The organism is Streptomyces sp. NPDC057287 (assembly GCF_042667905.1).
In the GTDB taxonomy this organism is placed as follows: Bacteria; Actinomycetota; Actinomycetes; order Streptomycetales; family Streptomycetaceae; genus Streptomyces.
Genome location: NZ_JBHUYV010000011.1, coordinates 134621 through 157760 on the forward strand (window position 1 = coordinate 134621; position 23140 = coordinate 157760).

27 protein-coding genes and 1 riboswitch are annotated in these 23140 nt (G+C 71.1%); of the genes, 11 read left to right on the forward strand and 16 right to left on the reverse strand.

What is annotated here, in order from left to right:
• Positions 1–9 precede the first annotated feature (9 nt).
• Complete coding sequence (locus tag ACFUNE_RS22260; RefSeq protein WP_383570638.1) at positions 10–924, reverse strand: LysR family transcriptional regulator; 915 nt, start codon at positions 922–924, stop codon at positions 10–12.
• A gap of 73 nt (positions 925–997) precedes the next feature.
• Here ACFUNE_RS22260 and ACFUNE_RS22265 point away from each other — a divergent pair, with 73 nt between their 5' ends.
• The gene (locus ACFUNE_RS22265; protein ID WP_383570641.1) at positions 998–1639 is read left to right on the forward strand and encodes a LysE family translocator; all 642 of its coding nucleotides are present in this window, start codon (positions 998–1000) and stop codon (positions 1637–1639) included.
• An 18-nt stretch (positions 1640–1657) separates the two neighbouring features.
• On the opposite strand, the gene ACFUNE_RS22270 is transcribed toward ACFUNE_RS22265, so the two are convergent.
• The 3 genes from ACFUNE_RS22270 to ACFUNE_RS22280 all read right to left on the reverse strand — a co-directional run bounded on the left by ACFUNE_RS22270 (position 1658) and on the right by ACFUNE_RS22280 (position 3620).
• Positions 1658–2128, reverse strand: a complete 471-nt coding sequence (locus tag ACFUNE_RS22270) for a C40 family peptidase (protein WP_383570644.1) — start codon at positions 2126–2128, stop codon at positions 1658–1660.
• A 3-nt stretch (positions 2129–2131) separates the two neighbouring features.
• Positions 2132–2304: riboswitch (cyclic di-AMP (ydaO/yuaA leader) on the reverse strand.
• A 364-nt stretch (positions 2305–2668) separates the two neighbouring features.
• Entirely contained in the window at positions 2669–2977 is a 309-nt protein-coding gene (locus ACFUNE_RS22275) for a hypothetical protein (protein WP_383570647.1), read from the reverse strand.
• 7 nt (positions 2978–2984) lie between these two features.
• Entirely contained in the window at positions 2985–3620 is a 636-nt protein-coding gene (locus ACFUNE_RS22280) for an ATP-dependent Clp protease proteolytic subunit (protein WP_383570650.1), read from the reverse strand.
• Positions 3621–3715: 95 nt separating this feature from the next.
• On the opposite strand from ACFUNE_RS22280, the gene ACFUNE_RS22285 reads away from it, so the two are divergent.
• The 8 genes from ACFUNE_RS22285 to ACFUNE_RS22320 all read left to right on the forward strand — a co-directional run bounded on the left by ACFUNE_RS22285 (position 3716) and on the right by ACFUNE_RS22320 (position 10885).
• Complete coding sequence (locus ACFUNE_RS22285; RefSeq protein ID WP_383570653.1) at positions 3716–4009, forward strand: type II toxin-antitoxin system Phd/YefM family antitoxin; 294 nt, start codon at positions 3716–3718, stop codon at positions 4007–4009.
• A 615-nt stretch (positions 4010–4624) separates the two neighbouring features.
• Positions 4625–4927 carry an urease subunit gamma gene (locus ACFUNE_RS22290; protein ID WP_073750029.1) on the forward strand — a complete coding sequence of 101 codons (303 nt, stop codon included), beginning with the start codon at positions 4625–4627 and terminating at the stop codon, positions 4925–4927.
• Between the two features lie 14 nt (positions 4928–4941).
• On the forward strand, positions 4942–5253 hold the full coding sequence (locus tag ACFUNE_RS22295) for an urease subunit beta (protein ID WP_383570656.1): 312 nt from the start codon (positions 4942–4944) through the stop codon (positions 5251–5253).
• Positions 5246–6967: an urease subunit alpha gene (locus ACFUNE_RS22300; RefSeq protein ID WP_383570660.1), complete on the forward strand. Its 1722-nt coding sequence runs from the start codon at positions 5246–5248 to the stop codon at positions 6965–6967. Before ACFUNE_RS22295 ends, ACFUNE_RS22300 begins: the two co-directional genes overlap by 8 nt.
• 17 nt (positions 6968–6984) lie before the next feature.
• On the forward strand, positions 6985–7650 hold the full coding sequence (locus ACFUNE_RS22305) for an urease accessory protein UreF (RefSeq protein ID WP_383570663.1): 666 nt from the start codon (positions 6985–6987) through the stop codon (positions 7648–7650).
• 44 nt (positions 7651–7694) lie between these two features.
• Positions 7695–8372 (forward strand): urease accessory protein UreG, encoded by a 678-nt coding sequence (ureG, locus tag ACFUNE_RS22310; protein ID WP_383570666.1) that lies wholly within the window; start codon positions 7695–7697, stop codon positions 8370–8372.
• The gene (locus ACFUNE_RS22315) at positions 8369–9154 is read left to right on the forward strand and encodes an urease accessory protein UreD (RefSeq protein ID WP_383570669.1); all 786 of its coding nucleotides are present in this window, start codon (positions 8369–8371) and stop codon (positions 9152–9154) included. Before ureG ends, ACFUNE_RS22315 begins: the two co-directional genes overlap by 4 nt.
• A gap of 153 nt (positions 9155–9307) precedes the next feature.
• Positions 9308–10885, forward strand: coding sequence for an alpha/beta hydrolase (locus ACFUNE_RS22320; RefSeq protein ID WP_383570672.1), 1578 nt, complete (start codon positions 9308–9310; stop codon positions 10883–10885).
• A 94-nt stretch (positions 10886–10979) separates the two neighbouring features.
• Here ACFUNE_RS22320 and ACFUNE_RS22325 read toward each other — a convergent pair whose 3' ends face one another.
• From ACFUNE_RS22325 to ACFUNE_RS22375, 11 genes are all read right to left on the reverse strand, one after another.
• The gene (locus ACFUNE_RS22325) at positions 10980–12029 is read right to left on the reverse strand and encodes an NAD-dependent epimerase/dehydratase family protein (RefSeq protein ID WP_383570675.1); all 1050 of its coding nucleotides are present in this window, start codon (positions 12027–12029) and stop codon (positions 10980–10982) included.
• Between the two features lie 65 nt (positions 12030–12094).
• The gene (locus tag ACFUNE_RS22330) at positions 12095–12805 is read right to left on the reverse strand and encodes a lysophospholipid acyltransferase family protein (protein ID WP_383570678.1); all 711 of its coding nucleotides are present in this window, start codon (positions 12803–12805) and stop codon (positions 12095–12097) included.
• Positions 12806–13223: 418 nt separating this feature from the next.
• Entirely contained in the window at positions 13224–13847 is a 624-nt protein-coding gene (locus ACFUNE_RS22335) for a cysteine hydrolase family protein (protein WP_383570681.1), read from the reverse strand.
• A gap of 83 nt (positions 13848–13930) precedes the next feature.
• Positions 13931–14923 (reverse strand): GlxA family transcriptional regulator, encoded by a 993-nt coding sequence (locus ACFUNE_RS22340; RefSeq protein WP_383570684.1) that lies wholly within the window; start codon positions 14921–14923, stop codon positions 13931–13933.
• 100 nt (positions 14924–15023) lie between these two features.
• Positions 15024–15410, reverse strand: coding sequence for an SRPBCC family protein (locus ACFUNE_RS22345; protein WP_383570687.1), 387 nt, complete (start codon positions 15408–15410; stop codon positions 15024–15026).
• Positions 15411–15426: 16 nt separating this feature from the next.
• A complete protein-coding gene (locus ACFUNE_RS22350) occupies positions 15427–15858 on the reverse strand; it encodes an HU family DNA-binding protein (RefSeq protein ID WP_383570690.1) in 432 nt (143 codons plus the stop codon).
• A gap of 3 nt (positions 15859–15861) precedes the next feature.
• Positions 15862–16020 (reverse strand): hypothetical protein, encoded by a 159-nt coding sequence (locus tag ACFUNE_RS22355; protein ID WP_164493765.1) that lies wholly within the window; start codon positions 16018–16020, stop codon positions 15862–15864.
• A gap of 66 nt (positions 16021–16086) precedes the next feature.
• Complete coding sequence (locus tag ACFUNE_RS22360; RefSeq protein WP_383570693.1) at positions 16087–17037, reverse strand: cytochrome c oxidase assembly protein; 951 nt, start codon at positions 17035–17037, stop codon at positions 16087–16089.
• Positions 17038–17148: 111 nt separating this feature from the next.
• Positions 17149–18174, reverse strand: coding sequence for a 6-phosphofructokinase (locus ACFUNE_RS22365; RefSeq protein WP_383570696.1), 1026 nt, complete (start codon positions 18172–18174; stop codon positions 17149–17151).
• A gap of 187 nt (positions 18175–18361) precedes the next feature.
• A complete protein-coding gene (locus ACFUNE_RS22370; protein WP_383570699.1) occupies positions 18362–19090 on the reverse strand; it encodes a type 1 glutamine amidotransferase in 729 nt (242 codons plus the stop codon).
• Between the two features lie 34 nt (positions 19091–19124).
• Complete coding sequence (locus tag ACFUNE_RS22375; RefSeq protein WP_099172054.1) at positions 19125–20363, reverse strand: MurT ligase domain-containing protein; 1239 nt, start codon at positions 20361–20363, stop codon at positions 19125–19127.
• A gap of 114 nt (positions 20364–20477) precedes the next feature.
• On the opposite strand from ACFUNE_RS22375, the gene def reads away from it, so the two are divergent.
• On the forward strand, positions 20478–21029 hold the full coding sequence (def, locus tag ACFUNE_RS22380) for a peptide deformylase (RefSeq protein WP_383570703.1): 552 nt from the start codon (positions 20478–20480) through the stop codon (positions 21027–21029).
• Between the two features lie 25 nt (positions 21030–21054).
• Here the strand turns inward: def and ACFUNE_RS22385 are convergent, their stop codons facing one another.
• Positions 21055–21705 (reverse strand): TetR family transcriptional regulator, encoded by a 651-nt coding sequence (locus tag ACFUNE_RS22385; protein ID WP_383571018.1) that lies wholly within the window; start codon positions 21703–21705, stop codon positions 21055–21057.
• A 176-nt stretch (positions 21706–21881) separates the two neighbouring features.
• Here ACFUNE_RS22385 and ACFUNE_RS22390 point away from each other — a divergent pair, with 176 nt between their 5' ends.
• Complete coding sequence (locus tag ACFUNE_RS22390) at positions 21882–23108, forward strand: acyl-CoA dehydrogenase family protein (RefSeq protein ID WP_383570706.1); 1227 nt, start codon at positions 21882–21884, stop codon at positions 23106–23108.
• Positions 23109–23140 lie beyond the last annotated feature (32 nt).

Consider the following 23140-nt stretch of genomic DNA (forward strand, 5'->3'; position numbering starts at 1 on the left):
GCGAGGTCCCTACGGAGCAGAGGCCCGCCCGAAGCCGCTGCGCATCAGCGCCATCAGCGTCTGCGCCGCCGGGGTGTTCCTGTCCCCCCGGTGCACCACGGAGATCGTCCGCCGGAAAGCGGCCGGCTCCAGGCGCCGCACCGCCAGCGGGGCCGGCGACATCGCTGCCACCATCTCCGGCACCACCGCCACGCCGAGGCCCGCGCTGACCAGGGCGCACACCAGGGCGTAGCCGGGTGACTCGCACACCACGGCGGGGGTGGCCCCCGCTTCTGCCAGCGCACGCTCCACCCCGCGCCGCGGCGGGTGCTCCGGCGCGCTGCTGATCAGCGGGCGGCCCGCCAGTTCGGCGACGGGCAGCGGCCCGCTGCCCTCGGACAGCATCTGCCCGGGCGCGGTGACCAGCACCAGCTCCTCGACGAGCAGTGGCTCGGCGGACAGCCCCGCCGGCATCGGCGCGGCTGCCGCCGGCTCGTACGCATGCGTCAGCGCCAGGTCCACGTCACCCGCCGCCACGGCGGCGACCCCTGCGGGAGGCTCGTAGTCGGTGACGGTCAGCTCCACGTCGGGGTGGGCGCGTCGGAACGCGGTGAGCACCGGCGGAAGCAGGTGGATCCCGGCCGTCACGAACGTGCCGACCCGCAACCGGCCGCCCGACAGCCCCGCGAGCCGGGCCAGCTCGTGCCGTGCCTGGTCCATCTCGTCCAGAACACGGCGCGCCCGCCCCGCCAGCAGCTCACCGGCGGCCGTCAGCCGCGCCCCCCGGTGGTGACGGACGAGGAGAGCTGCCCCCGCTTCCCGTTCGAGCTTGGCCAGCTGCTGCGAGAGTGCGGGCGCGGTGTAACCGAGCCGGGCGGCGGCCCGCGTGATGGAGCCTGCCTCGGCCACCGCCACCAGTGCGGCCAGCCGTGTCGGGTCGTACATTAAGCGTTCCTTTTGGCAGACCAAGAAGATTGCAAGTACACGCTAAAGGGCTCGTGCGGTCAGGGTGTACCCCATGGACGCACAACTGCTCGCCTTCGTCGCCGTGGCCGCGGGAATGGTGGCGCTGCCCGGCGCCGACTTCACCGTGGTCGTACGCAACGCGCTCGTATCCCGCCGGTCCGGGCTGGCCACCGCGGTCGGAGTCGCCGGAGGACTCGTGGTGCACACCGCCCTGGCCGTCGCCGGACTCGCCGCCGTGCTCGTGACGATGCCCGTCCTCTTCCGTACCGTTCAGCTGCTCGGCGGCGCGTACGTGCTCTACCTGGGCCTCAGCGGCCTGTTCGCGATGCGGCGGCGGGCCGCCGCCGGCCCGGGTGCCGAAGTGGAGGACGGGGGCGGAGCGCGGCCGGGGCTCCGGCGTTCGCTGCGCCAGGGCTTCCTGACCAACGCCCTGAACCCGAAGGCGCCCGTCCTCTTCCTGAGCCTGCTGCCCCAGTTCGTTCCCGACGGACAGCCGCCCTTGCCCAGAACCCTGCTGCTCGCTTCGGTGGTCGTGCTGCTCGCGCTCGTCTGGTTCCCGGCCGTGGCCCTCCTGGTGGACCGCCTGGGCCGGTGGCTGCGCCGGCCGCGTGCCGCCCGTGCGATCGAGGGCGGCAGCGGCACGGCGCTCACCGCACTGGGACTCGTGCTGGTGGCAGGGCCCCTGCTGCGCTGAACCTGGCGGGAGGGAGGGTCAGCGGACCCTCCCGTACCAGACGCTGCCGGACCAGATCTTCTCCAGCCGGACCACGGCCCCGGTCTTCGGTGAGTGCCAGATCTTCCCGCTGCCGGCGTAGATGCCGACGTGGTACACACTGCGGCCCGCGTGGAAAAAGACCAGGTCGCCGCGTTTCCGCTGCGACCTGGAGATATGGCGGGTCTTGTTGTACTGCTGCTGGGCCGTGCGGGGTAGTTTCTTGCCCGCTTTCTTGAACGAGTAGAGCGTGAGGCCGGAGCAGTCGAACCGGTGAGGGCCTGTGGCACCCCATCTGTAGGGCGCCCCCTTCTTCGAAGCGGCGACCTTGAGTGCCGTCGCCGATCGGGTGGCGGCCTCGGCGTCGCTCACGAAACCGGGGGCCAGCACGGTGGTGCCTACGGCGAATGTCAGAGCCGAGGCCGTGCCGACCCGGGCGAACAGAGACGGGACATGAACCTGCGCAGTCATGCGCAACCCTTCGTCAGCCGCCTGTGAAGGATGACCTGTCGGGTTCGGGCTGGCGAAGTTGCCCGGCCGCGCGAAGCGGCTTCACCCCGAGGGCCGCCCGGATCTCCGGTCGGCCCGTTGTGCTCGGGTCCTCCACTCCTGCCGATCCACTTCTGTCGACCAGGCATCCGGACAGCGGCAGGACTCGGCGTCCGCCCGGACCGCCCCGCCGCGGTGGCGGGGGCTTGTCGTCCCAGGGATCTTTACGCACGCACTGCCGGATTTCCTGGTTGAAGTAGCGATATGTGAGAGTCGTCACGACTGATCCGATCGGGTGGACGCACCCGGCCGCGAGCCGTGACGGCCGGGTCCGACCAGCCGCGTACCAGCAGCGGAACGATGCATTCCGTTCAGCGTCCGCGTCCGTTGCGCAAGTTGGGCTGTCCCTCGGGCGGGGGAGCTTCTACGCCGAACGAGCGAGAAAAACTCATCGGCCCGCCGGGCGTGTCGGAAAGGAGCGCCGAAGGAGCGGTCCCTTGCCGAGCCGGACGGCTGGACCGCTCAGCCCGTCGAGGCGGGAGGCACGGCGACGCGCCCCGCGCGGCGCTCGCCGTCCAGCAGTCGCAGCGCCCTGGCCAGGGTGTCCGCGTGGATCTGTGACTCACCCCGGTCGTGCATCAGTACGAGCGCGTCGCGGAGGGCGGTGGCCCGGGACGCGAGGGCCTGAGCCGCCCGGAGCGCTCCGTACGTGTCGCTGCTCCGGGCGGGATTGATGCGGCCGAGCTGGTCGAGCACTTCCAGGTAGCAGTCGATGAACTCGGCCTCCGCGCGGGTCAGTGCGGGAAGCGGCGGGAGCTGGGGTGGGAGCATCTGGCGTTCACCTCGCGGGATGCGGCGGCTGGGACGGCGTGCGGTTCTCCACGACGTGGTCCACCAGTCCGAACGCCAGGGCGGCCGGGGCGTCGAGGATGGTGTCCCGTTCGATGTCGGCGCTGATCTCCCTCGTGGAGCGACCCGTGTGACGGGCCAGCATGTCCGTGAGCAGCTCGCGCTCGCGCGTCAACTCACGGGCCCTGATCTCAAGATCGGAGGGCTGCCCCTGCACCGGCTCGTCCAGGGCGGGTTGCTGAATGACTACCCGGGCGCCCGGCAGGGCATGTCGGTGTCCCGGAGCGCCGGCCGCGAGCAGTACCGCTGCGCTGGAACCGGCCTGGCCGAGACAGAACGTCTCCACCTCGCAGGCGAGGAAGCGCATGGTGTCGTAGATCGCCGTCATCGCGCCGAAGGAGCCGCCCGGCGAGTTGATGTAGAGGGAGAGGGACCGGTCGGGGTCCGCGTGCTCCAGGTACATGAACTGTGCGATCAGATCGGTCGCCGCGGTGTCGTCGACCGGTGTGCCGAGGAAGACGATCCGTTCGGACAGCAGCTTCGAGTACGGGTCCGTGCTCCGGGATCCGTATGCGGTGCGCTCGGTGAACTCGGGCAGGACGTGGCGGGCGGCGGGTCGGAACATGACGATGCCTTTCCTCGGAATCCTCAGCAGGAGCGAACCGGTGCGACTCGTACGTAAAAAATGTACAGGACGTACAGAAGGTTATGATGGGGACCATGGCCTACGAGATTCCGGTGACGCAAGCCCGCGCAGAGCTCGCCGAGCTCATCAACCGCGTTGTCTACGGCGGGGAGAGGGTGGTCGTCACCCGCCACGGCAAGCCGCTCGTGGCGCTGGTGTCGGCTGCTGATCTGCAGCGACTCGAGAACGAGGAGCCGGCATCGGAGGAGCAGGTGATCCGCTCGGTGTCCTCGATCCACTCGGTGCCTTCCACTGCGGGCGAACGGAGCCGGTTCGGCATCGCGGCGGAGCACCGCGGTCACGACCGTGACGAGCCGTCCGGCCGCTGAGGCCCGGTGCACGCTCAAGGACGCCGGGCCCGGTGCCGCCCGAGGCGAGCTTCGGGTAGGTACGGCCTACGGCCCGTGACGCGCCGTATACGACCCCGTCATCGATCGCGGTGCGTGCTGCGGGGCGCGTCCTCGTGCCGGTGATCTCGATGGCTCCCCCGCGGCGTACGGACCGTTTCCGCAGCTGATCGGAGGCCGGAGCCGCGTCTGCGATGCCCGCGGGCCGGCCGCCCGGCGCGCCCTGTCCGTCGGCAGGGAGAAGAGCCGGAGCGTGAACTCGCGTGGAAGCGGGACGGCCACCACCGGTCGGCCGGTGTCACGCACTCCGATGTGCCCGGCGGCGATGCAGCCCGCACGAGGAACGCCACCGCCCGGAGCTTCGTCGCGCAGGAGGTGCTGTTCGGCCGCGACGCAGCCGAGGTCCCGGGGAACCGGTTGCGCGGCCCGATATCCACGGATCCGCAAAAGATCAGTTAACGCGCCGGAAAAACTTCCGCCCTAACGTGCAATACCTGACCGCGGAATCCTCTTCATCGTTCAACAGAGTGTTGAAGGCGGGATAGGGTCCCGCTGCGCCCGGGGCAGGTACCGGGCGGAAGAGAAGAGGGTGGAAGCGTGCAACTGACTCCGCACGAACAGGAACGCCTGCTCATCCATGTGGCGGCCGATGTCGCAGAGAAGCGCAGGGCGCGCGGACTGCGGCTGAATCACCCCGAGGCGATCGCTCTGATCACCTCGCACCTTCTGGAAGGCGCCCGCGACGGCCGGACCGTGGCTGAACTGATGGCCTCCGGCCGGAAGGTCCTCACCCGCGACGACGTCATGGACGGCATCCCGGAGATGATCCACGACGTCCAGGTCGAGGCCACCTTCCCGGACGGCACCAAGCTGGTCACCGTCCACGATCCGATCGTCTGACGGGGGAGCAGCAGATGATTCCCGGAGAGATCCTGTACGCGGAGGGCACGGTGCCGCTCAACGAGGGACGCCCCGTCACCCGCCTCACCGTCCTCAACGCCGCGGACCGGCCCGTCCAGGTGGGGTCGCACTACCACTTCGCCGAGGCCAACACCGGCCTGGACTTCGACCGCCCCGCGGCCCGCGGGCTGCGGCTCAACATCGCCGCCGGCACCGCGGTGCGTTTCGAGCCCGGTATCCCCCTCGACGTCGAACTCGTCCCGCTCGCAGGCCTGCGCATCGTCCCCGGACTGCGCGGCGACACCGGAGGTCCCCTCGATGCCTGAGCTCAGCCGCCCCGTGTACGCAGACCTGTTCGGGCCCACCACGGGTGACCGCATCCGGCTCGCCGACACCGATCTCCTCGTCGAGATCGAGGAGGACCGTTCCGGCGGCCCCGGACGTGCCGGGGACGAAGCCGTGTTCGGCGGTGGGAAGGTGATCCGTGAATCGATGGGCCAGGCGCGCACCACCCGCGCCGAAGGGGCCCCCGACACGGTCATCACCGGCGCCGTCATCATCGACCACTGGGGCATCGTCAAGGCGGACATCGGCATCCGGGACGGGAGGATCACCGGCATCGGCAAGGCCGGGAACCCGGACACGATGGACGGCGTGCACCCCGATCTGGTGATCGGACCGGAGACCGAGATCATCGCGGGCAACGGCAAGTTCGTCACGGCCGGAGCCATCGACGCGCACGTCCACTTCATCTCGCCGACCCTGGTCGACCAGGCGCTGTCCTCCGGGATCACCACCCTCGTCGGTGGCGGCACGGGCCCGGCGGAAGGCACCAAGGCCACGACGATCACCCCGGGGCCCTGGCATCTCGCCCGGATGTTCGAGGCGCTGGAGGGCTACCCGGTCAACATCGGTCTGCTCGGCAAGGGCAACACGATGTCCCGCGAGGCGATGCACTCCCAACTGCGCGCCGGAGCGCTGGGGTTCAAGATCCACGAGGACTGGGGTGCGACCCCCGCCGTCATCGACGCCTGCCTGAGCGTCTGCGAGGAGACCGGCGCCCAGCTCGCCATCCACACGGACACGCTCAACGAGGCGGGATTCGTCGCGGACACCCTGGCCGCCATCGCGGGACGCTCGATCCACGCGTACCACACCGAGGGGGCGGGCGGCGGGCACGCTCCCGACATCATCAGTGTCGTCTCGGAGCCCTACGTCCTGCCGAGCTCCACCAATCCGACCCGGCCGCACACCGTCAACACGATCGAGGAACACCTCGACATGCTGATGGTCTGTCACCACCTGAACCCGACGGTGCCGGAGGACCTCGCCTTCGCCGAGTCCCGCATCCGGCCCTCCACCATCGCGGCCGAGGACATCCTCCACGACCTGGGGGCCATCTCGATCATCTCCTCGGACTCCCAGGCGATGGGCCGCATCGGCGAGGTCATCCTCCGTACCTGGCAGACCGCCCACGTGATGAAGCGACGACGGGGCGCCCTGCCGGGCGACGGTGCCGCGGACAACCACCGGGCACGTCGCTATGTCGCCAAATACACCATCAACCCCGCGGTGGCCCAGGGGCTGGACAAGGAGATCGGCTCCGTCGAGACCGGCAAGCTCGCCGACCTCGTGCTGTGGGACCCGGCCTTCTTCGGTGTCAAGCCGCAGACGGTGATCAAGGGCGGACAGATCGCGTACGCGCAGATGGGTGACGCCAACGCCTCGATCCCCACCCCGCAGCCGGTCATGCCCCGGCCGATGTTCGGTGCCGTGGGCCGGGCCCCCGCGTCCAACTCCATCAACTTCGTGTCCTCGGCCGCCATCGAGGCCGGCCTGCCCGGACGCCTGGGGCTCGGCAAGGCGTTCGTGCCGATCACCAGCACCCGGGGCGTCACCAAGGCGGACATGCGGGAGAACGACGCCCTGCCCCGTGTCGAGGTCGACCCCGACAGCTTCGCCGTCACCATCGACGGCGATCCGGTCGAACCCGCCCCCGCCGCTGAACTTCCCATGGCTCAGCGCTACTTCCTCTTCTGAGGACAGGACAGCACTTCATGACGACGCGCGCAGCCCTGCTCGTCCTCGCCGACGGCCGGTTCCCCGCCGGTGGCCACGCCCACTCCGGTGGCGCCGAACCGGCCGTCAAGGCAGGACACATCCGCAACGCCCAGGACCTGTCGGAGTTCTGCCTGGGCAGGCTCCACACCACCGGACTCACCTCCGCCGCACTCGCCGCGGCGGCGGCCCACGGCCTCGACCCGCTCGCGCTCGACGAGGCCGCCGACGCCCGGACTCCCTCACCCGCGCTCAGGAACGTCGCGCGCAAGCTCGGCCGGCAGCTGATGAGGGCGGCGCGGGCCACCTGGCCCAGCCCCGAGCTGGCCGCGCTCGCCGAAGCCCGGCCTCGCGGTGCCCACCAGCCCGTCGTCCTCGGCCTGACGGCACGAGCGGCGGGCCTGGGCCCCGCGGACGCCGCGCACTGCGTCGCGTACGAAGCGGTCAGCGGCCCGGCCACCGCCGTGGTCCGCCTGCTCTCCCTGGACCCCTTCGAAGCGACGGCGGTGCTGGCCGGGCTCGCGCCCGCCCTCGACCGGGTCGCCGAGCAGGCGGCCGAGGCGGCACTGCAGGGGATCGACGCGCTGCCCGCCGCCTCCGCGCCGCTGCTCGACATCTCGGCCGAGGCCCACGCGGCCTGGCCGGTCCGCCTGTTCGCGTCCTGAACCCGCCTACCTCACCCCACCCGTCAGCATCAGGAGTCGCACCCATGCACCTCGACCACGCACACAACGGCCCCGCGGCAGTCAGCGCGGACGCGGCACGCCCCGACGGCACGCGCCGCGCCCTGCGCATCGGCCTCGGAGGACCGGTCGGCTCGGGGAAGACGGCCACCGTCGCCGCCCTCTGCCGTGCTCTGCGTGACCGGATCTCCATCGCCGTCGTCACCAACGACATCTACACCCGCGAGGACGCCGCCTTCCTGCTCCGCAACGCCGTACTGCCGCCCGAGCGGATCCAGGCCGTGGAGACGGGCGCCTGCCCGCACACCGCGATCCGCGACGACATCTCCGCCAACCTCGAAGCCGTCGAGGACCTGGAGGACGCCGTGGGCCCCCTCGACCTGATCCTCGTCGAGTCCGGCGGCGACAACCTCACCGCCACCTTCTCCAAAGGACTCGTCGACGCGCAGGTCTTCGTCATCGACGTCGCAGGTGGCGACGACATCCCGCGCAAGGGCGGCCCCGGTGTGACCACCGCCGACCTCCTCGTCATCAACAAGACCGACCTCGCCCCCTACGTCGGATCCGACCTGGACCGGATGGCCCGCGACGCCGCCGCGCAGCGCGGGGAGCTGCCCGTGGTGTTCACCTCGCTGACCGGTCCCGACGGCGTCGCACCCGTCGCGGACTGGGTGCGGGCGCGGCTCGCGGACTGGGCCGCATGAGCGTCACGGCCACCGCGCGGATCACAGCGGTCGCCGACGGACGGGGATCCACGTCACTTCCGGTGCTGGAGAGCGACGGGCCGCTCGCCCTGCGCCGCACCAGATCTCCGGACACCGCCCGCGCGCGCGTCACCGTGGTCGGCGCCATGAGCGCACCCCTGGGCGGGGACCGGCTCGCGGTCGAGGTCAGGGCCGATGAGGGCGCTCGGATGACGGTGGATTCCGCCGCCGCCACCGTGGCGCTCCCGGGCGCCGGCCCGGACACCGGCCCCGCGGCGTACGACGTGCGGCTGAGCGTGGGGGAGGAGGCCGAGCTCCACTGGCTCCCCGAACAGCTCGTCTCCGCGTGCGGCAGCGCCCTCGACATGACCACCCGGGCCGAACTCGCCCGCACCTCACGCCTGGTGCTCCGCGAGGAGCTGATCCTCGGCCGCCACGGCGAGAGCACCGGCCGGCTCTCGACCCGCCTGACGGTTCGCAGGGCCGGACGGCCGCTGCTCGACCAGCAGCTGGCGTACGGGCCCGGAGCGCCCGGCGGGTGGGACGGAGCCGCCGTGCTGGGCGGCCACCGGGCCGTGGGGCAGCTGCTCCTCGTCGACCCCGCGTTCGAGGACGGCCTTCCCGCGCCGAGGCTGCTCGGGCCCACCGCGGCCCTCACCCCGCTGGCGGGCCCCGCCGTCCTCGTGACGGCGCTCGCCGCAGACGCGAGGCTGCTGCGCGCGGTGCTGGACGAAGCGCTGCAGGGGCTTCTGAAGGAGCCAAGGGCCGTGCCGAGGAGCTGAGTTCGCTCAGCGGGCACCGGGCACCGGTTATTGGTTCGGTAAAGAAACATGCGTACGCCTTGTTCTCAGCAACCTCACAGACGAAAGGTTTCGCCTGGACACATGAACCAACGCGCCGCTGCGGGCGGCGCATCACACAGGGGGAGGTTCCACTTGAAGCGCACAGCGGTGCTCGGCTCGGCCGGCACTCTGATCGCGGGCACGCTCATAGCGGGGGCGATAGCCGCACCTGCCGCCGGCGCAGCCGGCCGGCACCACGGGGACCAGGAGGCACGCGGCGTCCAGACCGCGGCCGCCCGGGCCGCGCGGACCGGTATCGACTGGACGGACTGTCCGGCCGACTGGGCGATCGCCGCACCCATCCAGTGCGGATGGGTGAGCGTCCCGCTCGACTACAGCAAGCCGAACGGCAAGCAGATCAAGCTCGCGGTCGACCGGCACGTCAGCACGGGCACGAAGGACGAGCGCCAGGGCGCACTCGTCTACAACCCCGGTGGCCCCGGCGGCTCGGGAATGGCCTTCCCGAAGCGCATCGTCACCAAGAACCCGCTCTGGACGAAGGCCGCGAAGGCGTACGACTTCGTCGGCTTCGACCCGCGCGGGGTGGGCCACTCGGCGCCGATCTCCTGCATCGACCCCCAGGAGTTCGTGAAGGCCCCGAAGGCCGATCCGGTCCCGGACAGCGAGGCCGACAAGCGGGCCCAGCGCAAGCTCGCGGCCGAGTACGCCGACGGCTGCGCCGAGCGCAGCGGCGACATGCTGCCGCACATGACCACGCCCAACACCGCACGCGACCTGGATGTCATCCGCGCCGCGCTCGGTGAGAAGAAGCTCAACTTCCTGGGCGTCTCCTACGGCACCTACCTGGGCGCGGTCTACGGCACGCTCTTCCCGTCGCACGTACGCCGCATGATCGTCGACAGCGTGGTCGACCCCGCGAAGGACAACATCTGGTACGAGGCCAACCTCAACCAGGACATCGCCTTCCAGACCCGCTGGAACGACTGGAAGGCGTGGGTCGCGAAGAACGACGCGGCCTACCACATCGGTGACACGCCCGAGAAGGTCGAGCAGGCGTGGCTGACGCTGCGCGCGGCGGCGAAGAAGAACCCGATCGGCGGCGTCGTCGGCCCCGCCGAGCTCATCGGATTCTTCCAGAGCGCGCCGTACTACGACTCCGCCTGGGCGCCCACCGCCCAGATCTGGAGCGACTATCTCGGCGGCGACACCCAGACCCTGATCGACGCCGCGGGACCCGACCTGTCGGACACCGCGGGCAACATCAGCTCGGAGAACGGCAACGCCGTCTACACGGCGGTCGAGTGCGCGGATGCCCAGTGGCCCACCAGCTGGAAGAAGTGGGACCGCGACAACACCCGGCTGCACAAGGACCACCCGTTCATGACCTGGGCCAACGCCTGGATGAACCTGCCCTGTGCGACCTGGCCGTCCAAGCAGCAGACACCCCTGGACGTCCGTACGGGCAAGGGGCTGCCTCCGGTACTGATCGTGCAGTCCACGCGTGACGCCGCCACTCCGTACGAGGGCGCCGTCGAGCTGCACAAGCGCTTCAAGGGTTCCCGTCTCATCACCGAGAAGGGTGCCGGCTCGCACGGCGTCACCGGGCTGGTCAACCCCTGCATCAACGAGCGGGTGGACACCTACCTGCTCACGGGCGAGACCGACCGGCGCGATGTGACGTGCACCCCGCACGCCACGCCGATGCCGTGATCACCACCTGAACGTGAGCGGGCGGCCGATGATTCCCGGCGGCCGCCCGTTCACCCCTCCCGGTGCGGGGCCACCCCGTCCCGGTGCCGTGCTCTCACCCGCGCCGGTCGAACCGCTCCAGCCAGGCGTCCTCCGCCGCGTAGTCGAAGAGCGTCTCGCCGTAGGCCCGGACCATCTTCGGGAAGGCCTCTCTCCAGTCGCGTGCGTGGAGCTGCGCGGCGAGCCAGCCGACGGTCTCCGGCAGGGACTCCTCGTACCCCGTCACCGGGCGGTAGCCCAGCTCCCGTTCGGCGGCCGCCATGTCGTAGACGACGGGATGCGCACCGGACCACGGTGTGTCGCCGACATGGTCCCGGGGCGGCGCGCCCGCCACCAGCACCGTCTCGCTCTCCGTGCCGAGCACGCCGTCGACGGCTGTGCCGATCTCGGCGACGGTGGGTGCCTGCGGGTCGCCCGCGTTGAGCACCCGTGAAGCCGGCCGCAGCGCGGCCAGCCGTATCAGCTCGGCGAGGTTGGACACATGGACCGGGTGGAAGCGGCTCGCCCCGTCGTACGCGAGCACCCGCCGCCCGCGCCCGTCCAGCGCGCGCTTGACGAAGTACAGCTCGCGCGGCGTACGGCAGTGGGCCCCGTGTATCGCGCCCGCCCGGAGCAGCGTCACCGGCAATGCCTCCCCGGCCGCCAGCAGTTCGCGCTCCAGGGCGACCTTCCGTGTCCCGTACGTCGCGTCCCCGGGGGCGACCGTGCGCTGCGTCTCCGGGATGGGCACCGGATACTCCGGGAAACCGTCCGGATCGCCCTGTGTGTCGAAACTGCGCCCCCGCCCGTCCTCGTACACCGCGCCGCTGGAGATGACGACCGCGGATCCGGCCCGGTCCGCGAGACCCGTCAACTCCGCGGCGTGGGACGGGCCGAAGGCGACCATGTCGACCAGGACGTCGCACCCGTCGCCGAGAGCGGAGGCGAGAGCCCCCTCCTCCTCGCGGTCGAGTGCGAGCGCGCGGACGTCGTCGCCCCAGGCATCGTCCCTGCCGCCCCTGCGGGATGCCGCGGTCACGTCCCAGCCGTCCTCGGCGAGAGCCCTCACAGCGGCCCGGCCGATCTGTCCCGTCGCGCCCAGCACGAACGCTCGTCCTCTGCTCATACGGAAGACGCTACGGTCGCTTCGGCGGTCGGGCCAGGGAAATCGGCCCTCAGCAGATTCCCCGCTCAGCGTGGCCGACGGGGGAACTTCCTGGACTCCTCGCCCTGCGCCGCCTTCGCCTTGACCGCGTACTCGTCGACGTACTCCTGGCCGGAGAGCCCGAGAATGGCGTACATGATCTCGTCCGTCACGGCGCGGATCGCCGCCTTCTGGTCCTCCAGGCCGGCGTAGCGCGAGAAGTCCAGCGGTTCCCCGAAGCGGATCTTGACCCGCTTGATCCTGGGCACCTTCTGTCCGGGCGGCTGGATCTCGAAGGTGCCGACCATCGCGCAGGGGATGACCGGTACTCCTGCCTTGATCGCCATCACGGCGACCCCGACCTTTCCCTTGTACAGCCGTCCGTCGTGCGAGCGGGTGCCCTCCGGGTAGATGCCCAGCAGTTCACCCTTGCTCAGCACCCCCAGCCCTTCACGGATGGCGGCCTGTCCCGCCTCCTTGCCGGAGCGGTCCACGGGGATCTGCCCGATGCTGTGGAAGAACGCCGCGGTCAGCTTGCCCTTGATGCCAGGGCCGGTGAAGTACTCGGCCTTCGCGAGGAACGTGATGCGGCGTTTGAGGATCGCCGGCATCAGGAAGTGGTCGGAGAACGAGAGGTGGTTGCCCGCCACGATGGCCGCGCCGTCGTCGGGGATGTGTTCCAGGCCTTCGATGCGTGGCCGGAACGCCAGCCGCAGCAGAGGGCCCAGCACGACGTACTTCAGGACGTAATAGAACACAGCTTCCCTCCTGGCCTTCCGGACCGGGCCGGTGGCCGCGTTCTGTCAGGTCACGCGTGGTGTCGTCTCCCGGCCGACCCGATCGTGCGGTCGACCGCGGCCCGGCCCTCCTCGGACGGGTACCCGCTCCTCGTCGTCTCATCTGATGTGGCATCAGTCGATAGCCTGTACGACCCGTCTGCTCGTCGGTGATCGATCGTAGCTTTGTTTCCAGTGCATACGAAGTCCTGGCGCGCTGAAGCCGCTCGGCACGGACCCCGGCCCTCGCGACCCGGCACCTCGCGCGGAAGCGGCCCTCCGGGGCTGTGCCGGAGCGGTGTGGTCATCTGCGTCGCCGAGTCACCGATGAGGAACGCCGCCTGTGCGACGCCCGGTCCGGCGTGACGGCCGACCCGGTGACGGCCGGGCCGGCCCCCGGTCAGCCCGGCAGGGCGTCCGAGGTCGGGACCACCGTCGCGAACACGTCGGTGAGCATGGTCAGCGCGGCGGTCTTGAGCGTGGCCGCGGGCACGACGGTGCCGTCCGGGGCCGTGAGCGCCCGGGTCGCGGTGGCCTCGGCGACGACGGTGGGCCGGTACCCGAGGTTGAAGGCCTCCTGCGCCGTGTAGTTGACACACATGTGGGTCATGAAGCCGGCCAGTACGAGGTTCCGGCCGCTGCCCGCCCCGAAGCCGAGCCCGGACAGTGTCTTCTCCAGTTCGGTGGCGTGGAAGGCGTCGGGGTGCTCCTTGACCACGACCGCTTCACCCTCCACCGGGGCGACCTCGTCGCTGATGGCACCGACATGGGCACCGAGGTCGTACGGTGAGTTCTCGCCGCCGTCGTGGACGACGTGGACGACGGGCGAACCCGCCGCGCGCGCCCGCCCGAGGAGACGCGCACCGGCCGCGAGGGCCTGCTCGGCGCCTTCCAGGGCCATCACGCCGTCCCGGTAGGTGTTCTGGAAATCGATCATGATCAGCGCGGACTCGTCCAGGCGCGGCGGCTGGTCGTCCAGCCCGAGGAGAGCGCGCAGAGGTGTGGAGGGCTGGTTCGGGGTCATCGGGGGTCCTTCCCTGGGTGAACGGCATGGCTGTGCGAGCCCCGGTGCCTGTGCACCGGGGCCGGTCTCATCGGGGGTGGAACTCAGGCCGCCCCGGTCCTGAACCGGCGGCGGTAGGCGGAGGGCGTGGTGGCGAGCTGCCGCCTGAACGCCCGGTGCAGGGTCTCCGTCGAGCCGAGCCCGGCTGCTGCCGCGACCTGGCCGAGTGTGTGGTCGGTGCTCTCCAGGAGACGTCGGGCCGCTTCGATCCTGGCCGCTTCGACGTAGGCGGCCGGACCTGCCCCGGTCTCCTTGGTGAAGACACGGGCGAAGTGCCGCTCGCTCAGACGCATACGGGCCGACAGCGCCCGGGCGGACAGATCCGCGTCCAGATGACCGGCGATCCACGACCGCAGCTCGTCGATGTCGCGACGGGAGGCCGCGGGGCGGCTCAGGGGTACGGAGAACTGGCTCTGCCCGCCCTGCCGCTTGAGGAACATCACCAGCTGGCGTGCGACGGCCAGCGCGACCTCCTCCCCGAGGTCCTCGGCCACCAGGGCGAGCGCGAGGTCCAGGCAGGCGCTGATGCCGGCACCCGTCCACAGCCGGCCGTGATCGGCCCGGACGAAGATCGGGTCCGGATCGACGGTCACGGCCGGGTGGTCCGCCGCGAGCTGAGCGGCCGTCGACCAGTGGGTCGTCGCCGTCTTCCCGTCCAGCAGACCGGCCGCCGCCAGTACATGGGCGCCCACACACACCGAGGCGACCCTTCCTACGTGCGGGGCGGTCGCCTTCACCCACGCCACGACCTCGGGGTCGACGCGTGCGGTGGGGCCTTCGTCCGTCATGTCGGCGGCGCCGGGCACGACCAGTGTGTCCGCCCGGTCGCCGACCTCGTCGAAGGCGAGATCGGTCAGCAGCCGTACGCCCGCCGACGTCCGCACCGCTCCGGCGACCTGGCCCGCGAGCAGGACCTGGTAGGGGCCGCGGCCTTCGGTCTCCCGGTTGGCCAGCGCGAAGACCTCGGCCGGGCCGGTGACGTCGAGGAGGTCGACGCCCGGGAAGACCGCGATCACGACACGGTGGGTGAGGGGCATGTCCTCATCCTCGCCGTCCCGGTCCCGGGGCCGCAATGACGGCTTCCTGTCACATCCGGACACGCGGTCCGCACGTGCCGCACCGGGCAGCCGCCGGCAGTCACCCCCGGACCAGGCGCCCCAGTGCCCACCGTGCCGGACCGGCGTAGGCGGCGAGAGCGGCGGCCGGGCCCTCGATCCGGAGGACCGTGGCCGATCCGCCCGGCAGGCGCCGGACCTCATGGCACAGCCGCAGGCGCACCGGGCCGAGCCGGACCCTCCACGCCCACCGCCACCGCTCGTCGTCCACGGACTCGACGACGAATGCCGCGGTGACACCGAACAGCGAGACGACCTCTCCCCGTGTGCCCGCCGCGATGCGTTCCCCGTCCACGCGTACCCCCCTGATCTGCGGCGACCAGGACGGCCAGCAGGCAGGGGTGACGTAGCGCAGCCAGACCTCCTCGGGGGGCGCGGCGCCTTCGGCCCGCAAGGTCAGGACGGCCATCGGACCGGTGCCCCGTTCACCCGGCCCGGTCGTGGACGAACTCGTTGAGCGCCTTGCCCGGCCGCAGCGAGGCCTCGCCGCCCACGTCGTGGAAACTGCCGAAACCCACCAGGGTGACCGCCCTGCCCGCTCTGAGCGCCTCCGCGATCACACCCGGCTCCGCCACCGTGCCGAACAGGGCGTCGACGACCCGGCCGATCTCGTCGTCCGGCAGCCCGCCGCCGCCCGCCGTCTTGCGCCCGATCGCCTCGATCAGCCCGGACCTGTCCATGCGAAGCACCCACTTCCCGCCGACGACGACGACACGCGACAGACCGGACCGGCCGGAGCCGGCGGGCCACGCGCCACACCTCGCCACCATGCTGGCACCGCCGGATCGCCCCCGCACGCAGCCGTACGCCGCCCGGGCGGTCCGGTCCCCGGCAGTGCCGAGGACCGGGAGGCTCACGCCTCAGGTGTCGCGGGTGGCGACCATCCCCAGGGTGGCCAGCCCCAGCACCACCCAGCCGAACCAGAGCCAGCCGTTGCTCCCCAGCGCCACCGTGTACGCCGTCACCGCGACCAGCGCGCCGACCGTGAGCACTCCCATGGTTTTCGTGGATCCAGGCATGAGCGCACGCTCCTCATCGGCCGCACGGCCGTTGAAGCCATGGTCACCCCTCGGGCGTGCCCACCGCTACTGTCCGCGTGCCTGCAATGAGGCGAGATAGGCGTTGTACGCCTTCAGCTCCTGGTCGCCGTCCCGGTCGGCGGCCCGGTCGGAGCGCTTGGCCGTCCGCTGCTCGGAGCGGTACCACTGGAAGACCAGGGCGATCAGCACCAGCACGGACGGGATCTCGCTGAACGCCCAGGCGATCCCGCCCGCAGCGGACTGGTCGCCCAGCGCGTCGATACCGAGCGAGGCGGGCGGATCCTCGTACGCCTTCACCATCGGCTGGGTCGCCATCATCAGCGCGATCCCGAAGAACGCGTGGAACGGCATGCCCGCGAACAGCTCCAGCATCCGCATCACGTATCCGGGCCTGTGCGGGCCTGGGTCCACGCCCATGATCGGCCAGAAGAACACCAGGCCGACGGCGAGGAAGTGCACCATCATCGCGATGTGGCCCGTCTTCGACTCCATCAGGAAGTCGAACAGCGGGGTGAAGTACAGCCCGTACAGGCTCGCGATGAAGAGCGGGATCGTGAACGCCGGGTGCGTGACGATCTTCATGTAGCGGCTGTGGAGCAGCTTGAGCAGCAGTTCGCGCGGGCCCGTGCGGTCCCGCCCCGCCACCGGCAGCGCCCGGAGCGCCAGGGTCACCGGGGCGCCCAGCAGCAGCAGGATCGGCGACACCATGCTGATCACCATGTGCTGCACCATGTGCACGCTGAACATGACCATGCCGTAGTCGTTGAGACCCGTGCACATCACCAGGGCGATGGACAGCACACCGAGGACGAAGAACACGGTCCGGTTGACCGGCCAGCCGTCGCCCCGCGCGCGCAGTCGCAGGACCCCGTAGCCGTACAGGGCGAGGGCGACGACGCAGCCGATCAGGAAGAACGGGTCCGCGGAGAACTCGAGCCCACGTCCCAGCGTGAACGGCGGCAGATCCATGTTCATGCCGTGCCCGCTGTGATCCATCTGTTCACTCCCGCTGGGGACGTCCCCGTTTCGTGCCGGTTGTCCGGTCCAGACTAGAACCGCCCCCGGCCGCGGGTGCGGCCGGGGGCGGTTCTCGGGGCGTCGTGACGGTCAGAGCACGACCTGGGCCTCGGCGTAGCGCTCGGCCGGGACCGTCTTGAGGGTCTCCACGGCCGCGGCCAGCGGAACCATCGTGATGTCCGTGCCGCGCAGCGCCGTCATCATGCCGAACTCACCGCGGTGCGCCGCCTCCACCGCGTGCCAGCCGAAGCGCGTGGCCAGGACGCGGTCGTACGCGGTCGGGGTCCCGCCCCGCTGTACATGGCCGAGGATGACCGGGCGGGCCTCCTTGCCGAGGCGGTGCTCCAGCTCACCGGAGAGCTGCGTCGCCACACCGGCGAAGCGCTCGTGACCGTAGATGTCCGTCTTGCCCTGGTTGAAGTCCATGGAGCCCTCGCGGGGCTTGGCGCCCTCCGCCACGACGACGATCGCGAACTTCTTGCCGTCCGAGAAGCGCCGACCGACCAGTTCGGTCAGCTCGTCGATGTCGAAGGGCCGCTCGGGAACGACGATGGCGTGTGCGCCGGCAGCCATGCCCGAGTGCAGCGCGATCCAGCCCGTGTGCCGCCCCATGACCTCGACGATCAGGACCCGCTGGTGCGACTCCGCCGTCGTCTTCAGCCGGTCGAGCGCCTCGGTCGCGACCCCGACGGCCGTGTCGAAGCCGAAGGTCACATCGGTGGAGGCGATGTCGTTGTCGATGGTCTTGGGGACACCGACGATGGGCAGCCCCGCGTCGGAGAGCAGGTTGGCCGCCTTCAGCGTGCCCTCGCCGCCGATCGGGATGATCGCGTCCAGGCCGAGATCGGCGACATGGCCCTTCGCGCGCTCCACGCCGTCACGCAGATGTGCGGGCTGGACGCGGGAGGAGCCGAGGATCGTGCCGCCGCGGGCGAGGATGCCGCCGACCGCGTCGAGGTCGAGCTTGCGGTAGTCGCACTCGAGGAGGCCCCTCCAGCCGTCGTGGAAGCCGATGACCTCGTCGCCGTGGTCGACCACCGCGCGGTGCACGACGGAACGGATGACGGCGTTGAGGCCGGGGCAGTCGCCGCCGGAGGTGAGCACACCAATTCGCATTGCCCGGGAAACCTTTGCAACGTGGGCCGACGCCGGACCACGTCGTCCGGTTGGAACCCCGCCACCCTACCGGCGCGGGGTGGCCGGACCGAACCCACTGTCCGACTGCTGGACGGCCACCGGATGTACACCGGCCCCGACGCGCACGGACCGGCCCCCGGGAGGGGGCCGGTCCGTCCGGAATGCGTCAGGCCGGCTGGGTCGCCGCGGCGATCCGCTCGGCGCGCAGTGCCTCGTACCACCGGTCGTCGCTCGGCGGCAGCGCGTTCACGTCCAGGGCCAGCTTCAGCAGCAGGTCCGCGATCAGCGGGTTGCGTGCCAGGACCGGCCCGTGCATGTAGGTGCCGAAGACGGTGTCGTTGTACGCGCCTTCCGTGCCGTCCCCCGTGCCGTTGCCACGCCCCAGCCGCACCCGGGCGAGCGGGCGCGCCGACGGGCCGAGATGGGTGACGCCCTGGTGGTTCTCGAAACCGGTCAGCGGCGGCAGGCCCAGGTTCGGGTCGATGTCCCCGAGCACGTCGCCGACGCACCGGGCGCCCTCGCCGCGGGTCGAGACGACGTCGAGCAGCCCGAGGCCGGGCTCGCGCTCGCCGAGGTCGTTGACGAACTCGTGGCCGAGGATCTGGTAGCCGGCGCAGACCGAGAAGATGATCGCGCCGTTCGCCGCGGCCCTGCTCAGTCCGCCGTCACGGCGCAGCCGCTCCGCGGCGAGACGCTGCGGCCGGTCCTCACCGCCGCCGATCAGATAGATGTCGCCCGACGTCGGGACGGGCTGGTCGCTGCGCACGTCCACGCGCGACACGTCGAGACCGCGCTGGCGTGCCCGGCGCTCCACCACCAGGGCGTTGCCCTGGTCGCCGTAGGTGCTGAGGAGGTCGGGGTAGACCCACACCAGCCGCAGGCTGTTGTTGCTCATGCTTCGTCCTCTCCGGGGGGAGCCCGCGCGGGGGTCAGTTGCCGACACGACGGCGCAGATCCTGGAAGGCGGTGTAGTTGGCGATGACCTCGATACGGCCCGGCGGAGCCATCTGGACGGCCTCGTCCAGGGTCTCGCAGACACGGAAGTCGAGTCCGGCCACCTCGAGCCGGACCGCCAGGTCCAGCTTGCGGTCGCCGAGCACGAAGATCGGGTGACCGTAGAGCTGGGTGTAGTCGACGTCCCACAGCCAGGAGGTGTCCGTGCCGTCCGCGCCGCGGGCGTTCACCGAGAGGATCACCGGAGTGGGCGGCGGGTCGATCAGGGAGAACGTCTCCAGCCAGCCCGCCGGGTTCTTCGCCAGCAGGAGCCGGAGCTCGCGGCCCAGGAAGGTGACGACGTCGTAGCGGCCCGCCACGGCCTGCACCTGGTACATGCGCTCCAGGGCGACCTGCGGCGGCACGCCGAAGACGGCGGCCACGGCGGCCGAGCTCGTGGCGTTGGCCTTGTTGGCCCGGCCCGGCAGCTGCAGGTGGATCGGCCACGCCGAACCGTGCGGGTCCAGGACGTAGTCGCCGTTCAGTGCCCAGCTGGGGGCGGGGCGGCGGAAGCCGCACTCGCCGCAGAACCAGTCGTCACCCGGGCGCTGCATCACACCGCCGCAGGACGGGCACGACCAGGCGTCGTCCTTCCACGCCTGTCCCGCCGCGACCCACACCACATTGGGGGAGGACGAGGCGGCCCACACGATCAGCGGGTCGTCGGCGTTGGCCACGATCACGGCCTTGGAGCCCGACAGGCCCTCACGCCACTTCTCGGCCAGCATCCGGGTCTCCGCCGCGCGGTCCAGCTGGTCGCGGGAGAGGTTGAGAAGCGCGATCACCTTCGGCGTCGTGTCGCGTGCCACGCCGGCGAGGTACTTCTCGTCGACCTCGATCACGCCGTACCGCGCGTCGGAGCCGCCCGCCAGCGCGGAGGTGATCCCCGCGGGCATGTTGGCTCCGAGTGCGTTGGACACGACGGGCCCGGCGGCCCGCAGCGCCTCGGCGATCAGCCGGGTCGTCGTCGTCTTGCCGTTCGTCGCCGACACGAGGATCACGTCCAGGTGCTGCGCCAGCCGCCCGAGCAGGTCGGGGTCGAGCTTGAGCGCCACCCGGCCGCCGATCACCGATCCGCTGCCGCGCCCCGCAGCGCGCGACACCGCCGCCGCGGCCTTGCCCGCCGTCACGGCGAGCTTGGCCCGCGGCGACAACGGTTCCGTGTTGCCTGCCATCGTCCTAGATCCTCCTTGCGTAAGTCCGCACCCAGCCTATCGATGTCCGGCCCGCCGCCCGCACCTCGGCACCACGGGGAACGTGGAGGTCACGTGGAACGTACGCTTCTCCCCATGCGAAACCGCCCGATCCCCGGCAGTTCCGGACGCGTTCGTGCCATGAGTCTGTTCGGCGCCCCGGTGCTCCACAGCCCGTGCGACGACGTCACCGATTTCGGCCCGTCGCTCGCCCGGCTGGTGGAGGACCTCTTCGCCACCATGTACGCCGCGAACGGTGTCGGGCTCGCCGCGAACCAGATCGGCGTCCCGCTCAAGGTGTTCGTATACGACTGCCCGGACGACGACGAGGTCCGGCACCTGGGCCATCTCGTCAATCCGGTGCTCGTCGAGGCCGACGGCATCACCGTACGCGGACCGGAGGGCTGTCTCTCGCTTCCGGGGCTCGAGGCGGGTACCCCGCGCTTCGACCACGCGGTGGTCGAGGGCCGGACGGTGACGGGGGAGCCGGTTCGGGTCACCGGCACCGGATGGTTCGCCCGCTGCCTTCAGCACGAGTGCGACCATCTCGACGGCAGCATCTACACGGACCGGCTGACGGGCCTGCGCCGGGCCAGGGCGCTGCGCGCGGCCCGGCGGGCGCCCTGGGGGCGCGGGGACACCGCCTGAACCGCGGTCCGGCGGGCGAGGCGTCTCAGAACCCCTGGCCGCCGGGCCTGTCGCCCGCCTCGGCCAGCCTGCCCCAGAGCAGGTCCGCGAGGCTGCGCACCAGCTGCTCGCGTGAGCACGGACGGTCACCCAGCCACCAGTCGCCCGCCGCGTGCATCATGCCGACGATGCCGTGACCCCAGATGCGGGCCATCTGCTCGCTGTCCGGACCGAGATCGACCCGCTCCGCGATCACCTTGCCCAGCTCTTCGCCCAGGCGGCGCAGCAGCGGGGCCGAGTGCCTGCCGACGTCGAAACCCTGCTCCGGCGAGGGGGCGGCGTCGTCGGACGGGTGCATCAGGAAGCGGTAGACCTGCGGGCGCGCCTCGATCGCGGCCAGGTAGGTGTCGAGGGTCGCCTCGACGCGCTCGCGCCGCTCGGAGGGCGCGTCGAGGGCGGCCCGCAGGGCGCTCAGCAGGGCGTCTGTGTGGCGTTTCGCGAGCGCGCGGTAGAGGCCGCCCTTGTCCCCGAAGTGCCGGTAGAGGATGGGCTTGGTGATCCCGGCCTCCGCGGCGATCGCGTTCATCGAGGCCTGCGGGCCGTCCCTGAGCACCACCCGGTCCGCGGCCTCGAGCAGCTCGCGACGGCGGCGCTCGGCCGCTGTCCGCTGCCGTTCGGCCCCTCTTGTGGTCTCCATGTCGTTTATCTCCCGCCCCACCCAGCTGTCCTGCGATCTGGTCACGCCCCGGCAACGTAACACCCTGCTCTGTCGCACGCGGATCCGTCGCCGGGCGGTTGACAGAAGCTACTTGCTGGTAACAGACTGTTGTTACCGCTAGTAACGGGTTTATCCGGAAGTGCATGGAGGAAACCATGGCCGAGTTCACGCTCGAGCTCAACGACGACCAGAAGCAGGTCCGTGACTGGCTGCACGGATTCGCCGCCGAGGTGATCCGGCCGGCCGCTTCGGAGTGGGACGAGCGTGAGGAAACGCCCTGGCCGGTCATCCAGGAGGCGGCCAAGGTAGGCATCTACTCCCTCGACTTCTACGCCCAGCAGTTCTTCGACCCTACGGGCCTGGGCATCCCCATGGCCATGGAGGAGCTCTTCTGGGGCGACGCTGGGATCGCGCTGTCGATCGTCGGTACGGGCCTGGCGGCCGTCGGTGTCCTGGCCAACGGCACCGAGGAGCAGATCGGCACCTGGATCCCCCAGATGTACGGGGACGCCGACGACGTGAAGGTCGCGGCCTTCTGCTCGTCCGAGCCGGACGCCGGTTCGGACGTGGCCTCCATGCGCACCCGCGCGGTGTACGACGAGGCGAAGGACGAGTGGGTGCTCAACGGCACCAAGACGTGGGCGACCAACGGCGGCATCGCCAACGTCCACGTCGTCGTCGCCGTCGTCGACCCGGAGCTGGGCTCGAAGGGGCACGCCTCCTTCATCGTCCCGCCCGCCACCCCCGGTCTCTCGCAGGGCCAGAAGTTCAAGAAGCACGGCATCCGTGCCTCGCACACGGCCGAGGTCGTCCTCGAGGACGTCCGCATCCCCGGGCACTGCCTGCTCGGCGGCAAGGAGAAGCTCGACGAGCGCCTGGCACGGGCCCGAGAGCGGGCCAGGACCGGTGGTGAGCGCGTCAAGAACGCGGCGATGGCCACCTTCGAGGCGTCGCGTCCCGCCGTCGGGGCCATGGCGGTCGGCACCGCCCGCGCCGCCTACGAGGTCGCGCTCGACTACGCGAAGACCCGGACGCAGTTCGGCCGTCCGATCATCGACAACCAGGGCATCGCCTTCCAGCTGGCCGACATGCGGACGCAGATCGACGCCGCGCGGCTGCTCGTCTGGCGCGCCTCCTGGATGGCCAGTGCCGGCAAGCCGTTCACCGCGGCCGAGGGCTCGATGTCCAAGCTGTACGCGAGCGAGACCGCGAAGACGGTCACCGCCCAGGCCGTCCAGATCCTCGGCGGCAACGGCTTCACGCGTGAGTACCCGGTCGAGCGCATGCACCGGGACGCCGCGATCTACACCATCTTCGAGGGCACGAGCGAGATCCAGCGCCTGGTGATCGCGCGCACCCTGTCGGGGATGCCGATCCGCTGACCGTGCCGCGGGGCCGGACCGTGCGCCTGGTC

What these genes read in the sequence shown, in the direction of transcription:
- ACFUNE_RS22260 (WP_383570638.1), bottom strand. Translation starts at nt 924, where the DNA reads ATGTACGACCCGACACGGCTGGCCGCACTGGTGGCGGTGGCCGAGGCA.
- ACFUNE_RS22265 (WP_383570641.1), top strand. Translation starts at nt 998, where the DNA reads ATGGACGCACAACTGCTCGCCTTCGTCGCCGTGGCCGCGGGAATGGTG.
- ACFUNE_RS22270 (WP_383570644.1), bottom strand. Translation starts at nt 2,128, where the DNA reads ATGACTGCGCAGGTTCATGTCCCGTCTCTGTTCGCCCGGGTCGGCACG.
- ACFUNE_RS22275 (WP_383570647.1), bottom strand. Translation starts at nt 2,977, where the DNA reads ATGCTCCCACCCCAGCTCCCGCCGCTTCCCGCACTGACCCGCGCGGAG.
- ACFUNE_RS22280 (WP_383570650.1), bottom strand. Translation starts at nt 3,620, where the DNA reads ATGTTCCGACCCGCCGCCCGCCACGTCCTGCCCGAGTTCACCGAGCGC.
- ACFUNE_RS22285 (WP_383570653.1), top strand. Translation starts at nt 3,716, where the DNA reads ATGGCCTACGAGATTCCGGTGACGCAAGCCCGCGCAGAGCTCGCCGAG.
- ACFUNE_RS22295 (WP_383570656.1), top strand. Translation starts at nt 4,942, where the DNA reads ATGATTCCCGGAGAGATCCTGTACGCGGAGGGCACGGTGCCGCTCAAC.
- ACFUNE_RS22300 (WP_383570660.1), top strand. Translation starts at nt 5,246, where the DNA reads ATGCCTGAGCTCAGCCGCCCCGTGTACGCAGACCTGTTCGGGCCCACC.
- ACFUNE_RS22305 (WP_383570663.1), top strand. Translation starts at nt 6,985, where the DNA reads ATGACGACGCGCGCAGCCCTGCTCGTCCTCGCCGACGGCCGGTTCCCC.
- ureG (WP_383570666.1), top strand. Translation starts at nt 7,695, where the DNA reads ATGCACCTCGACCACGCACACAACGGCCCCGCGGCAGTCAGCGCGGAC.
- ACFUNE_RS22315 (WP_383570669.1), top strand. Translation starts at nt 8,369, where the DNA reads ATGAGCGTCACGGCCACCGCGCGGATCACAGCGGTCGCCGACGGACGG.
- ACFUNE_RS22325 (WP_383570675.1), bottom strand. Translation starts at nt 12,029, where the DNA reads ATGAGCAGAGGACGAGCGTTCGTGCTGGGCGCGACGGGACAGATCGGC.
- ACFUNE_RS22335 (WP_383570681.1), bottom strand. Translation starts at nt 13,847, where the DNA reads ATGACCCCGAACCAGCCCTCCACACCTCTGCGCGCTCTCCTCGGGCTG.
- ACFUNE_RS22340 (WP_383570684.1), bottom strand. Translation starts at nt 14,923, where the DNA reads ATGCCCCTCACCCACCGTGTCGTGATCGCGGTCTTCCCGGGCGTCGAC.
- ACFUNE_RS22345 (WP_383570687.1), bottom strand. Translation starts at nt 15,410, where the DNA reads ATGGCCGTCCTGACCTTGCGGGCCGAAGGCGCCGCGCCCCCCGAGGAG.
- ACFUNE_RS22355 (WP_164493765.1), bottom strand. Translation starts at nt 16,020, where the DNA reads ATGCCTGGATCCACGAAAACCATGGGAGTGCTCACGGTCGGCGCGCTG.
- ACFUNE_RS22360 (WP_383570693.1), bottom strand. Translation starts at nt 17,037, where the DNA reads ATGGATCACAGCGGGCACGGCATGAACATGGATCTGCCGCCGTTCACG.
- ACFUNE_RS22365 (WP_383570696.1), bottom strand. Translation starts at nt 18,174, where the DNA reads ATGCGAATTGGTGTGCTCACCTCCGGCGGCGACTGCCCCGGCCTCAAC.
- ACFUNE_RS22370 (WP_383570699.1), bottom strand. Translation starts at nt 19,090, where the DNA reads ATGAGCAACAACAGCCTGCGGCTGGTGTGGGTCTACCCCGACCTCCTC.
- ACFUNE_RS22375 (WP_099172054.1), bottom strand. Translation starts at nt 20,363, where the DNA reads ATGGCAGGCAACACGGAACCGTTGTCGCCGCGGGCCAAGCTCGCCGTG.
- def (WP_383570703.1), top strand. Translation starts at nt 20,478, where the DNA reads ATGCGAAACCGCCCGATCCCCGGCAGTTCCGGACGCGTTCGTGCCATG.
- ACFUNE_RS22385 (WP_383571018.1), bottom strand. Translation starts at nt 21,705, where the DNA reads ATGGAGACCACAAGAGGGGCCGAACGGCAGCGGACAGCGGCCGAGCGC.
- ACFUNE_RS22390 (WP_383570706.1), top strand. Translation starts at nt 21,882, where the DNA reads ATGGCCGAGTTCACGCTCGAGCTCAACGACGACCAGAAGCAGGTCCGT.